This is a genomic window from Pantoea sp. paga (genome assembly GCF_007558755.1).
GTDB classification, from domain to species: Bacteria; Pseudomonadota; Gammaproteobacteria; order Enterobacterales; family Enterobacteriaceae; genus Pantoea; species Pantoea agglomerans.
In genome coordinates this window covers 553514-566548 of sequence record NZ_VLTF01000001.1, presented here as the reverse complement: position 1 = coordinate 566548, position 13035 = coordinate 553514, and the positions used below count along the sequence as shown (strand labels likewise).

The 13035-nt window shown below is 55.2% G+C and carries 13 protein-coding genes; 7 read left to right on the top strand and 6 right to left on the bottom strand.

Features of this window, described 5'->3' with window-relative positions:
• The first annotated feature begins 15 nt into the window (after positions 1–15).
• Positions 16–1137, top strand: a complete 1122-nt coding sequence (rnd, locus tag FOV68_RS02700; RefSeq protein WP_010670757.1) for a ribonuclease D — start codon at positions 16–18, stop codon at positions 1135–1137.
• A gap of 53 nt (positions 1138–1190) precedes the next feature.
• Here the strand turns inward: rnd and minE are convergent, their stop codons facing one another.
• Genes minE through minC form a run of 3 tightly spaced genes read right to left on the bottom strand, consistent with a single transcriptional unit; the run spans position 1191 to position 3017 of the window.
• Entirely contained in the window at positions 1191–1460 is a 270-nt protein-coding gene (minE, locus tag FOV68_RS02695) for a cell division topological specificity factor MinE (protein ID WP_008925314.1), read from the bottom strand.
• Positions 1461–1463: 3 nt separating this feature from the next.
• Complete coding sequence (gene minD / locus FOV68_RS02690; RefSeq protein ID WP_010260569.1) at positions 1464–2276, bottom strand: septum site-determining protein MinD; 813 nt, start codon at positions 2274–2276, stop codon at positions 1464–1466.
• Positions 2277–2309: 33 nt separating this feature from the next.
• A complete protein-coding gene (minC, locus tag FOV68_RS02685) occupies positions 2310–3017 on the bottom strand; it encodes a septum site-determining protein MinC (RefSeq protein WP_031592776.1) in 708 nt (235 codons plus the stop codon).
• Between the two features lie 155 nt (positions 3018–3172).
• Between minC and FOV68_RS02680 the strand changes: the two genes are divergently transcribed.
• From FOV68_RS02680 to FOV68_RS02670, 3 genes are all read left to right on the top strand, one after another.
• Positions 3173–3448, top strand: a complete 276-nt coding sequence (locus tag FOV68_RS02680) for a YcgL domain-containing protein (protein ID WP_010260572.1) — start codon at positions 3173–3175, stop codon at positions 3446–3448.
• A gap of 316 nt (positions 3449–3764) precedes the next feature.
• A complete protein-coding gene (locus FOV68_RS02675) occupies positions 3765–4424 on the top strand; it encodes a fumarylacetoacetate hydrolase family protein (RefSeq protein WP_031592773.1) in 660 nt (219 codons plus the stop codon).
• A gap of 65 nt (positions 4425–4489) precedes the next feature.
• Positions 4490–4936 (top strand): YcgN family cysteine cluster protein, encoded by a 447-nt coding sequence (locus tag FOV68_RS02670; RefSeq protein ID WP_010260578.1) that lies wholly within the window; start codon positions 4490–4492, stop codon positions 4934–4936.
• 620 nt (positions 4937–5556) lie between these two features.
• On the opposite strand, the gene dsbB is transcribed toward FOV68_RS02670, so the two are convergent.
• The gene (gene dsbB, locus FOV68_RS02660; protein ID WP_010260580.1) at positions 5557–6087 is read right to left on the bottom strand and encodes a disulfide bond formation protein DsbB; all 531 of its coding nucleotides are present in this window, start codon (positions 6085–6087) and stop codon (positions 5557–5559) included.
• Positions 6088–6571: 484 nt separating this feature from the next.
• Here dsbB and fadR point away from each other — a divergent pair, with 484 nt between their 5' ends.
• Complete coding sequence (gene fadR / locus FOV68_RS02655; protein ID WP_039386204.1) at positions 6572–7291, top strand: fatty acid metabolism transcriptional regulator FadR; 720 nt, start codon at positions 6572–6574, stop codon at positions 7289–7291.
• A 39-nt stretch (positions 7292–7330) separates the two neighbouring features.
• Here fadR and FOV68_RS02650 read toward each other — a convergent pair whose 3' ends face one another.
• Positions 7331–8866: a SpoVR family protein gene (locus FOV68_RS02650; protein ID WP_010260586.1), complete on the bottom strand. Its 1536-nt coding sequence runs from the start codon at positions 8864–8866 to the stop codon at positions 7331–7333.
• Positions 8867–9370: 504 nt separating this feature from the next.
• Here FOV68_RS02650 and FOV68_RS02645 point away from each other — a divergent pair.
• On the top strand, positions 9371–10672 hold the full coding sequence (locus FOV68_RS02645; protein WP_143990271.1) for a D-amino acid dehydrogenase: 1302 nt from the start codon (positions 9371–9373) through the stop codon (positions 10670–10672).
• Positions 10673–10691: 19 nt separating this feature from the next.
• The gene (gene dadX / locus FOV68_RS02640; protein ID WP_143990270.1) at positions 10692–11762 is read left to right on the top strand and encodes a catabolic alanine racemase DadX; all 1071 of its coding nucleotides are present in this window, start codon (positions 10692–10694) and stop codon (positions 11760–11762) included.
• Here dadX and FOV68_RS02635 read toward each other — a convergent pair.
• Entirely contained in the window at positions 11755–12948 is a 1194-nt protein-coding gene (locus FOV68_RS02635) for a multidrug effflux MFS transporter (RefSeq protein ID WP_039386211.1), read from the bottom strand. The genes dadX and FOV68_RS02635 overlap by 8 nt on opposite strands.
• Between the last annotated feature and the right edge of the window lie 87 nt (positions 12949–13035).

The window sequence follows — 13035 nt, the reverse complement described above, 5'->3', positions numbered from 1 at the left end:
CGGTGGAAATCAGACGTGAACTATTCCCTTATCGACCAGGATGATCAACTGGCAGACGTGTGTCAGAAAGCGCGCCAGCACGCGGCGGTGGCCCTGGATACCGAATTTGTCCGCACCCGCACTTACTACCCTCAGCTTGGCCTGATCCAGCTGTTCGACGATCAGCAACTGGTGCTGATTGACCCGCTGAATATCCGTGACTGGTCACCCTTTATTGCCTTGCTGACCGACACCAGCGTCACCAAATTCCTGCATGCCGGTGGTGAAGATCTGGAAGTCTTCCTGCACCGTTTCGGCGTGCTGCCGACGCCCATGATCGATACCCAGATTCTGGCGGCATTCTCTGGCCAGCCGCTCTCCTGGGGTTTTGCCTCAATGGTGGCACATTTCACTCAGGTCGAACTCGATAAAAGTGAATCACGCACGGACTGGCTGGCGCGCCCTCTGACCCAGCGTCAGTGCGAGTATGCGGCGGCGGACGTTCACTATCTGCTGCCGATTGCCCGCCAGCTGATGATCAATACGGAAGAGGCCGGCAATATGGCGGCGGCCCTCAGTGAGTGCGATAACCTGTGTCAGCGTCGTCTGGATAGCCTGTCGCCGGATGAAGCCTGGCGGGATATTACCAATGCCTGGCAGTTGCGTCCGCGTCAACTGGCGGCGTTGCAGCGACTGGCAGCCTGGCGTCTGAAGCTGGCGCGTGAAAAAGATATGGCCGTTAACTTTGTGGTGCGCGAAGAGCACCTGTGGAAAGTAGCGCGCTTTATGCCAGGCTCACTGGGCGAGCTGGATCATCTGGGGCTGTCAGGCCACGAGATTCGTTTCCACGGCAAAGCGCTGGTGGCGCTGGTGGCAGAAGCTGAGGCGCTGGATGAGAGCGAACTGCCGGCTCCGCTGGGCAATCTGATTGACCATCCGCACTACAAGCCAGTGTTTAAAGCGATGAAAGCGCTGGTGCAGCAGGTGAGCGAGCAGAGTGGATTCAGTCAGGAGCTACTGGCGTCACGACGTCAGATTAATCAGGTATTAAGTCAGCACTGGGGCCTGAAGCCGCAGGGACGTCAGCCGGAGTTACTTACCGGATGGCGGGGCGAACTGCTGAAACCCGGCATTGAGGAAATTCTGGCGGGTTGTTAACCGGTTAAATTTCCCCTGCCAGAGCGCAGGGGAAATTCAGCAAACGGTCAGCGTCATTTAGTCACTTCATCCGTTTCCGGCAGCGTCACGTTCAGCTCCAGAATCGAGATATCATCACCTTTCTGGTCGAGCTGAACCGTTACCATTTCTGGATCGATCTTCACATATCTGCAAATCACTTCCAGAATGTCGCGCTTAAGTTGCGGAAGATAGTGGGGCTCACTGTCGCCCCTTCTCCGTTCTGCCACGATAATCTGCAGCCTTTCCTTGGCTATGTTGGCAGTGTTCTTCTTCCGGGATAAAAAGAAATCAAGTAATGCCATGGTTTATCCCCCGAACAGGCGTTTCAGGAAACCCTTCTTCTCTTCTTCGATAAAGCGGAAGGGGCGTACTTCACCGAGCAACCGTTCAACGGTATCGGCATAGGCTTTGCCAGCATCAGATTCGCCGTCAAGAATCACCGGTTCGCCTTGGTTAGAGGCACGTAACACCGATTGATCTTCAGGGATCACGCCGACCAGAGGAATGCGCAGGATCTCCAGCACATCTTCCATGCTCAGCATATCGCCACGGTTCACCCGGCCAGGGTTATAGCGGGTCAGCAGCAGATGCTCCTTCACCGGGTCCTGACTGTTTTCAGCGCGACGGGATTTGGATGAGATGATGCCGAGGATGCGGTCGGAGTCGCGGACAGAAGAGACTTCCGGGTTGGTGGTAATAATGGCTTCATCGGCAAAGTAGAGCGCCATCAGTGCGCCCGTTTCAATCCCTGCCGGTGAGTCACAGACGATGAAATCGAACTCCATCTTAGCCAAATCGTTCAGAACTTTTTCAACACCCTCACGGGTCAGCGCATCTTTATCACGGGTCTGTGACGCAGGCAGAATGTAGAGCTGCTCTGTGCGTTTGTCGCGAATCAGCGCCTGGTTCAGTGTGGCATCGCCCTGGATCACATTAACGAAGTCGTAGACCACACGGCGCTCACAGCCCATGATCAAATCCAGGTTACGCAGACCGATATCAAAATCGATCACAACTGTCTTTTTGCCTTTCTGCGCTAAACCGGTGGCGATGGCCGCGCTTGACGTGGTCTTACCAACGCCCCCTTTACCGGATGTAACTACAATAATGCGTGCCATAAATGTTGATTTCCTTAACAAAAGAAAAGGGGCCTAATTAAGTGTCTGGATAGTCAGCGCGCCATCCTGCAGGCACAGACGCGCAGCTTTACCAAAAAATTCTTGCGGGATCTGATCCATGATCCAGTACTCTCCGGCAATCGAGACCAGCTCGGCAGCCAGGTTGGTACAGAAAATCTGGCAGTTGCGGTCACCGCTGGCACCCGCCAGGGCGCGACCGCGCATCATGCCGTAAATGTGAATATTGCCATCGGCGACCAGTTCGGCGCCGGCGCTGACGCTACTGGTGATGATCAAATCGGCGTCACGCGCATAAATCTGCTGGCCCGAGCGCACCGGAGTGTTCACGATGCGGGTTTTCGTTGCTACCGTTTCGGTTACAGCCGGCAGCGGTTCTGGTATCGGCTGCGGCGCGGCGGCTTGCGGTCTGGCCTCTTTACCTTCTGCCAGCACGGGCAGGCCGGCACGGGCGATCATACGTTTCAGCGCTTCATCTTTGCAGCCGCTTACGCCGACAATGCGTAAACCAGTGGCGAGAACCGCCTGTTGCAACTGTTTCCAGTTTACATCGGCACTTAATGTCGAGACGTTAAGTACCACCGGCGCGTTTTTCAGGAAATCTGGAGCCTGGTCAATCTTGTCCTGGAGTGCCTTGCGAATCACCGCAGGGTCATGGTGATGCAAATGGACGACAGACAGGGTGAAACTGCTACCTTTGAATTCGATTGGCGTTTGCGACATCTGTCCCGACTCAGTCCTGTTTTCACTACCGAAAGCCTGGCGATGATAAAATCATCGTTGAAGCGCTAACGGTGAATATTCGAAGTTCTGCAAGCATGTTATAGTTACAGCTATATTCAGACAAGCCTCAACGCCGGTTAATTCGAGTAAAAAATATGTTTTGTGTGATCTACAGAAGCCCGTTACGTGACCAGACTTATCTCTATGTTGAAAAAAAGGACGATTTCTCGCGCGTTCCGGAAGAATTGCTGAAAGGCTTTGGCAAGCCGCAGCTGGCGATGGTGCTTAAGCTGGCGGGGCGGGACAGGCTGGCTAATGCGGATATCAATAAAGTTAAGCAGGGATTGAGCGAGCAGGGCTATTATTTACAGCTCCCTCCGCCGATTGAAAGTCTCCTCAACATTCATTTACAGGCCGATAAAAAACTTTAACTCGGATTCTTCTGTAAATATAAATCCTGTCGGTGCGATCCAGGCAGGATAATATTGCTCTGATGCTGCGCAAAATTAACGGCGCAGCTTATCTGTTTGACCCCTTTTTAAATTCCCTGCTCAATTTTTTCTCCTGATTTGTACGATTATTCAGCACTTCAACGCCTGCATTTACGCTTTCTGACAAATTACGCACCCCGGACCGTTAAAAGGATCTTATTATCACGCTATGAGGTTGGCATTTCGATCAACGCATGAGCAAACATCAACCCGCCAGCAGCGCTGGCATCACACCTAACCTGAACAGGGGATGAGCATGTATCAGCATCGTAACTGGCAAGGCGCTCTGTTAGATTTTCCGGTCAGCAAAGTGGTTTGCGTCGGGAGTAATTATGCAAAGCACATTAAAGAGATGGGCAGCGCAACCCCTACCGAGCCGGTGATCTTTATCAAGCCGGAAACGGCGCTGTGTGATTTACGTCAGCCGCTCTCTATTCCCGACGCGTTCGGCGAGGTCCATCATGAAGTTGAACTGGCGGTTCTGATCGGCGCGACACTGAAGCAGGCGACCGATGCGCATGTGGCTAAGGCGATTGCAGGTTATGGTGTGGCGCTGGATCTGACACTGCGTGACCTGCAGGCCGGGCTGAAAAAAGCGGGCCAGCCGTGGGAAAAATCCAAAGGCTTTGATAACGCCTGTCCTGTCTCCGGTTTTATCCCGGTGACGGAATTCAGTGGCGATCCGCAAAACGTCGAGCTTAAATTGCTGGTGAACGGTGAGGTACGTCAGCAGGGCAACACCGCGGATATGATTCATAAAATCCTGCCGCTGATTGCCCATATGAGCCACTACTTTACCCTGCGGGCAGGCGATGTGATTCTGACCGGTACGCCAGAAGGGGTAGGCCCGATGCGCTCGGGTGACCAGCTGGAAGTTTCACTGGCGGGTCATGGCATCAGCACGCGCGTACTCTAAAAACTTGCATCACCGCCGCATAGGCTTTATAAGGTGCGGTTTAGGCACAATCCGGACAAATCATCATGACTGACACCCCTTTCTGGCAACAAAAACGCCTGGCACAAATGAGCGATGAGGAATGGGAATCCTTGTGTGATGGTTGTGGACAGTGTTGCCTGAACAAATTGCAGGACGCCGACACCGATGAGATCTACTTCACCAATGTCGCCTGTGATCAGCTCAATATTAAAACCTGCCAGTGCCGTAACTATGAGCGCCGCTTCGAGCTTGAAGAGGATTGCATCAAGTTAACGCGCGAAAATCTGACGACCTTCAACTGGCTGCCGCGCACCTGCGCTTACCGGCTGCTGGGTGAGGGCAAAGATTTACCCGTATGGCATCCGCTGCGGGCCGGTTCGAAAACAGCGATGCATGCGCAGCGTATTTCGGTGCGGTATATTGCGGTGCGTGAGAGTGAAGTGCGGGACTGGGAAGATCACATCATTGATCGCCCCGATCGCAACGGCTGAGTGCCGCGCTATCAATCTGAATTGATAAAAGGCTGCCAGTGGCATAATGCCAGTCAGTTAAGATGAGATTTGTAAAGGCTGTCACGGTCAAACGTGGCAGCTTTTTTTATGGGCGAGCGAGCCGCAGTGCGGGCCAGCGCACCTCTGCTGCTGCCGGGCCGTCCTCGCGCCGCTCACGCGGTACCTTCGGCTTTGACGGCGTGCCGACGAACCGTTCGGGGATCGGCCCTCCCTGGCCGGCCCCGAACTGTCCACGCTTCCCGGCGTGGACTTCTGGCCCACCGTCACGCCTCAGCGCTGCGGATAGCCCTTTCAGCAGCAGAGGCGCACAGGCCTTCACTCTCTTGCCCTTTCTGACAAGACACACTGAAGTTTCAGAGCAGGCCGGTGCAGGGCAGGGGCAGGCAATCCGCAGCGCTGAACAGAATGAGTCTGCCAGGAGAGCCCGCAGGACGCGGGCGAAAGGCGGGGCGGCACAGGATGTGCCATCCCCGGCGGTCCGTCAGGCAGAGGAATGAGGTGAAGGAACCGCGCAGCGGCGCGAGGACCGCCAGCCCCTGCCCGGCACCAGACTGCGTTATCACTGACTGGCATTATGCCACTGGCAGCCTTTTTTGATCTCAGCGACCAAAGAGATCGCGACGTTTAGGTTTCAGCGGCTGGGCTATCAGCACCAGCGCCGCGACCAGCAGATAACCGGCGAACACCACAATCATCCACTGCGGCATGCTGAGCGTCAGGAAAGTCCAGCTGCGTTCTGCACAGTCACCGCTGGCAAGAAACACCGACGGCAGCCACTTATCCAGCGGTAAGCCGCTGGGGAATCGCGCAGCAAAATCACAGGTGGTAAAGGGGTTAGGGTGCAGCTGAATCATGGTATGTTCATAAGAGAGACGCAGACCTTCCCAGGCACTGTAGATCCACAACGCCAGCGCCGCCAGACGCAACGGCGATTTCGGCGCAATCGCACCGACCAGACCCGCGCCCAGCACACCAAACAGCGCATTGCGCTCATAAATACACATCACGCAGGGCTTCAGGCCCATTACGTGCTGAAAAAAGAGTGCTGTTAATTCCAGTGCAAGTGCAGTCAGTGCCAGTAGTAACCAGGCTCCGCGACCACGTGAGCATTGATTCAGATATCGCAACATATTGCATTCCCTGTAAACGTTAATGCCACGCAGTGTAAACCAAAAGCGTTTGCAAACCAGCCAGGGGCAGGGAAAAATCGTGTGCAAACATGACCTGATTCTGATCCAGAGCAGGTTAAATGAGGATAAGCCGGACCTTATCTGCAGAACGACCGTCAGTGAAGCGCGGGGAGATCCGCTGCGGCGACAGAGGCGATCGCATGCGGTCAGGAGGCGAAACGGCAGGCGCGGGTTATATGCTGCCAGCGTTCTGCGCTTTCAGGGCGCCTGAACGCTGACACTCAGCGGTGCTGTGGCACGCGCCATTTCAGCGCAGAAAGCCATTCAGCCCGCCCGTGATCACGAAGCCGCTGATACTGCGGTCAGCCATGCTGAAATATGCGCCTGCGCCCGGTTTTAATGGTTACTCAGGCTATATCCGCTATAGGGCGTCTGGTATGATGAGTGCCCATCATGATTAGAAAAGCAACGAGAACACATTGCTATGGTTATAAAGGCTCAGAGTCCAGCGGGATTTGCTGAAGAGTATATTATTGAAAGCATCTGGAACAGTCGCTTTCCGCCAGGGTCGATTCTTCCTGCTGAGCGTGAGCTTTCTGAATTGATTGGGGTGACGCGCACCACCTTGCGTGAAGTGCTGCAGCGCCTGGCGCGCGATGGCTGGCTGACTATTCAGCACGGTAAACCGACGCGGGTGAACGATTTCTGGGAGACGTCCGGCCTGAATATTCTGGAAACGCTGGCCCGTCTCGATCACGACAGCGTTCCGGTGCTGATCGACAACCTGCTGTCGGTACGCAGCAACATTTCATCGATCTTTATCAGCCGTGCGCTGCGCCATCATCCGGACAAAGCACGCGAAGTGCTGGAAACCGTCAGTGCGGCTGCCGATCAGGCTGATGCCTATACCGAACTCGACTACCGGGTGTTCCGCGGTCTGGCGTTTGCGTCAGGTAACCCGATTTACGGTCTGATCCTGAATGGCCTGAAAGGGCTCTATACCCGCGTTGGCCGCCACTACTTCTCTAATCCGGAAGCCCGGCAGGTCGCACGCGATTTCTATCTCAAACTGCTGGAACTGTGCGACAAAGAGCCCGGACAGGATGAGATTGTGGACGTGGTGCGCAACTACGGCCGCCGCAGTGGTGAAATCTGGCACAGTATGCAGAAGAATTTGCCCGAGGATCTCGGCAGTAAGCGTTAAAAAAACCGGACATCGCGTCCGGTTTTTTGTTTTAACCCATCAGAGTGACGAACCGCGTGGTGGATTACGATCCAGCAACTCTACGCTGCCATCCTCGTTCTGCTGTTCCAGAATCACATCAAATCCCCACAGACGATGCACATGCTTCAGCACCTCGCGACGGCTCTTATCCAGCGGCGTGCGGCTCTGCGGCACATAGCGCAGGGTCAGCGAACGGTCACCGCGCAGATCGACGTTATAGACCTGAATATTCGGTTCGAGATTACTCAGGTTGTACTGCGCGGAGAGCTGCTGGCGAATCGCCCGGTAGCCCGCTTCATCGTGGATCGCGGCAATTTCGAGATAGTTGTTGCGGTCATCATCCAGTACGGTAAACAGACGGAAATCGCGCATGACCTTCGGCGACAGGAACTGGCTGATAAAACTCTCATCCTTGAACTCGCGCATCGCAAAATGCAGCGTTTCCAGCCAGTCGGAACCGGCGATATCCGGGAACCAGTAGCGATCCTCTTCGGTCGGCGACTGACAGATACGTTTGATATCCTGCATCATCGCGAACCCTAAGGCATAGGGGTTGATGCCGTTATACCACTGACTGTTATAGGGCGGCTGAAACACGACGTTGGTGTGGCTGTGCAGGAACTCCATCATAAAGCGTTCCGACACTTTGCCTTCATCATAGAGGTGATTGAGGATGGTGTAGTGCCAGAACGTCGCCCAGCCTTCATTCATCACCTGGGTCTGTTTCTGCGGATAGAAATACTGGCTCACCTTGCGCACAATGCGCAGGATCTCACGCTGCCATGACTCCAGCAGCGGGGCGTTTTTCTCCATAAAATAGAGCAGGTTTTCCTGCGGCTCAGAGGGGTAGCGCGCGGCTTCAAAGGTCACAGTCTCTTTCTCACGCCGTGGCAGCGTTCGCCACAGGGTGTTCACCTGACTTTGCAGATACTCCTCACGGCTTTTCTGCCGCGCCTTCTCCTCCTGCAGAGAGATCTTCTGCGGGCGCTTATAGCGATCGACGCCATAATTCATTAAGGCATGGCAGGAGTCGAGCAGCCGCTCTACCTCTTCGACGCCATAGCGCTCTTCGCAGTCACTGATATAGTTTTTGGCGAACAAGAGGTAATCGACAATCGACCCGGCATCCGTCCAGCTGCGGAACAGATAGTTATTTTTAAAGAAAGAGTTGTGGCCATAGCAGGCATGCGCCATCACCAGCGCCTGCATGGTCATGGTGTTCTCTTCCATCAGGTAGGCGATGCAGGGATTAGAGTTGATGACAATCTCATAGGCCAGACCCTGCTGACCATGCTTATAGCGCTGCTCGGTCTCGATAAACTTTTTGCCGAATGACCAGTGTGAATAGTTGATTGGCATGCCGACGCTGGAGTAGGCATCCATCATTTGTTCAGAGGTAATCACTTCAATTTGGTGCGGGTAGGTATCAAGCCGGTAGAGTTTAGCAACCCGGTCGATCTCGGCTAAGTAGACATCAAGCAGTTCGAATGTCCAGTCTGGTCCGTCATTGAGTCGTTTGCTGTCTCTGATGGCTTCGTCAAAGATTGTCGTCATAGCGCACCTCTTTTTTGCAAACCGGCTGACCCGAAAGACAACCCGTTCTGGTTATTTAAGGCTTCATCCTGAAAAAGGGAACCCGAAAAAAACTGAGCGAACACAACAATGATAGCCCACTGTCGCTTATCCGAAATGCGAACTCAAACGAATTCTTTGGCACAAAATCATTAAGAGTCGTGTGGCAGGGGATTTAACAGCCTTTAATTCTGACTATATTATAAATATCAAAATCTAATCCTGTTTATAAGCGGAATGTATGGGGTTGAATGAATCTCCTGCAACAGGCAGATTTAACTGCCTTCGTTGTCATTTATTTCTGTGTTTAAGGATTAAGACGCATAAAGCGCTGAAATTGGCCGCGCGACAAGATTTTAGTTACCTGAAAAGTAAAAAAGATGTGAAATGGATGGTGAAATTCTGTGGTGGTGTCCGCTATGTAAATCCGCTGACTATCATCAGTTGAACAGTGAATTATGCTTTTACAGGTCGGGTGGGGGAGCTATGCACGTTGTAATTCTTGGAAGTGGTGTGGTCGGGGTGGCGAGTGCCTGGTATCTGGCGCGTGCCGGACATCAGGTGACGGTCATTGATCGTCAGCCCGCCGCAGCGATGGAGACCAGTGCGGGGAATGCCGGTCAGATCTCACCGGGTTATGCCGCACCCTGGGCTGCGCCCGGCGTGCCATTGAAAGCGGTGAAGTGGATGTTTCAGCGCCACGCGCCGCTGGCTATCCGGCTGGATGGCAGTAGTTTTCAGCTGGAGTGGATGTGGCACATGCTGCGCAACTGCGACATCAATCACTATCAGCAGAACAAAAGCCGCATGGTGCGGATTGCCGAATATAGTCGTGACTGTCTGAAAGCGTTGCGCAGTGAAACCGGCATCGTCTATGAGGGCCGTCAGGGCGGTACGCTACAACTGTTCCGTACTCAGCAGCAGTTCGACAGCGCCAGCAAAGATATTGCGGTGCTGCGCGACGCGGGTGTGCCCTATGAGCTGCTGCAGGCGCATGAACTGTCTCGCGTTGAACCGGCACTGGCGGCAACTCAGCATAAACTCACCGGCGGATTACGCCTGCCCAATGATGAAACCGGCGACTGTCAGCTCTTTACTCAGCGGCTGGCAAAAATGGCCGAAGAGGCGGGCGTAGTCTTCCGCTTTAACACTCCGGTCGACCACCTGCTGCGCGATGGCAATCGCATCTATGGCGTGAAGTGCGGCGATGAGATCATAAAGGCAGACCACTATGTGGTGGCCTTTGGTTCCTACTCGACCGCGCTGTTGAAAAATGTCATCGATATTCCGGTCTATCCACTGAAAGGCTATTCACTCACTATTCCGATTAAAAATCCTGACGCCGCACCGGTTTCAACTATCCTGGATGAGACCTATAAAGTGGCGGTGACGCGGTTTGACGATCGTATTCGTGTCGGCGGGATGGCGGAAATAGTTGGTTTTAACACCAAACTCACCGAAGCGCGGCGGGAAACGCTGGAGATGGTGGTCAGTGATCTCTATCCTGAAGGCGGTCATCTCGCGCAGGCGAGTTTCTGGACCGGTCTGCGTCCGATGACGCCAGACGGTACGCCGATTGTGGGTGCCACACCCATCTCTAATCTCTGGCTCAATACCGGTCACGGTACGCTGGGCTGGACGATGGCGTGTGGTTCTGGTCAGTTGCTGGCCGATCTCATCTCCGGTAAAAAGCCGGCCATTGCGGCGGATGACTTAGCGGTGTTCCGCTACTTACCCGGTTTCGCGGCGACCTCATCGCCGCTGCGTAACGCCAACGCAACTCGTTAAGTATTCAGGGAGAGAGAGGATGTCACGTCCGATTGTCGCTACCATCAACCAGCAGGCGTTACGTCATAACCTGACTGTTGTTCGCCAGGCGGCACCCGCCTCTCGCGTCTGGTCAGTGGTGAAAGCTAATGCTTATGGCCATGGCATTGATCGCGTGCGCGAGGCGTTATCTGCCACTGACGGCTTCGCGCTTCTTAATATGGAAGAGGCGATCCAGCTGCGCGAGCAGGGCTGGAAAAAACCGATTCTGCTGCTGGAGGGTTTCTTCCAGCCAGAGGATCTGCAGTTGATTGACCGTTATCGTCTCACCACCAGCGTACACAGTAACTGGCAAATCAACGCGCTGGCCAGTGCCAGACTCGCAGCACCGGTGGATATCTATCTCAAAATGAACAGCGGGATGAACCGACTGGGTTTTCGCCCGGAACAGGTCAACGGTGCATGGCAAAAGCTGCGGGCGCTGAGCACGGTAGGTGAGATGACGCTGATGGCCCATTTTGCCGATGCGGAAAATCCGCAGGGTCTGATTGCGCCACTGCAGCGCGTAGAGCAGGCGGCTGAGGGGCTGAACTGTCCGCGATCGCTCTCCAACTCCGCCTGCACCCTGTGGCATCCTGAAGCACACTTTGACTGGGTCCGCCCCGGCATCATTCTGTATGGCGCGTCGCCCAGCGGTGACTGGCAGGACATTGCAGGCAGTGGCCTGAAACCAGTGATGACCTTAAGCAGTGAGATTATTGCGGTCCAGCAGCTACAGCCGGGCGATGGAGTGGGCTACGGCTACCGCTATCACGCCAGCACGGCGCAGCGAATTGGCGTGGTGGCCTGTGGCTACGCGGATGGCTATCCACGGCATGCCCCGACGGGTACGGCCGTCTGTGTCGATGGCGTGATGACTCAGGTGGTTGGCGCGGTTTCGATGGATATGATCACCGTGGATTTAACCCCCTGTCCCCAGGCCGGTATTGGCTCAGCCGTGGAACTGTGGGGGGAGCAGGTGAAAATCGATCAGGTGGCAAAAGCGGCCGGAACGGTAGGGTACGAGCTGATGTGCGCGCTGGCACCCCGCGTTCCGGTCACGGTTATTTAAGCGCGGTCAGGCTGCCGCGCATCTTTCTGCTGCAGCGCCAGGCGATAAAGGCCAGCGCTGCACCCAGCAGCATCATCAGACTCAGCGACAGCTTCTCAGCCACCGGCAGCGCCACAATGACAAGACTGCCTGACGCGCCACCGGCCATCTGAATAAATCCCTGCAAGGCGGACGCCACGCCCGCCTGTTGCTGATAGGGTTCCAGCGCATAGCTGGTGGCCGGTCCCACCGTAAAGGCCAGCCCGGCAACTGAAACGGCCACCGGGAACATGTAAAGCGCCCAGTGCGTCTGCATCTCCGTCGGGAAGATCTGCATCCCCGCTACCAGCAGCACCGCGCCCAGCAGCATAGTGAAGAATCCCATCGCCAGGCAGAAAGGGCGACCCGCTTTGCGAATCGCTTTATTGACGAACATGCTGACAAACATGATCCAGAAACCGTTGGCGCCAAAAGCAAAAGAGAACTGGATTGGCGTCAGCCCGCCTTCGGTCATTAATACCTGCGGTGCCAGCGACACGTAGGTCAGCACCATGCCCAGTGCACCGGCATTGGCGAACGCGAACGCCAGAAAGCGCGGCTGACGCAGGATCGCGGCATACTGTTTAATGGGTAATCCTTTCACCCGCAGGGTATCCGCCGGACGCGTCTCTGGCAGCCAGATAATCACCAGCAGCGTAATCAGCACGCCGTAGGCGCAGAGAAACCAGAAGGGCGCGCGCCAGTCAAAGGCGCTGGCCAGCAAACCGCCCAGCAGCGGAGCCAGAGCCGGAACGATGTTTAATGCGCCGTTCAGGAAGCCATACGCACGGGCGGCATCATCACCGCTCAGGCGGTCACGCACGCCGCTAAAGGCCACGACCGCGCTGCAGCAGACGCCACAGCCCTGCACCAGGCGGGCAAGGACGAACAGCGGGAATGAGGTAGCGGTGGCGGCGATGGCACTCCCCGTGATGTAAAGCGCCAGGCCCAGCAGGGCAATCGGCTTACGGCCATAGTTGTCCACCAGCGGGCCGGTCACCAGTTGTCCCAGCCCCATGACCAGCAGAAACAGGGGAATGGTGGTCTGCACCAGATTAACCGGCGTATCCAGCCCTTCTGCGATTTGGGGCAGCGTGGGCAAATAGAGATCGATGCCTAAGGGTGCCAGCAGCACCAGGCTTAATAACAGCAGAGTAAATTTTTGCATAACAACCAGAGGGTAAGCGTTCTGTTAAAAAACGATCGCAGAGGGTAATGATTCAGCGGCAAAAAAGATAGAGGAAGTCGTGCGGAA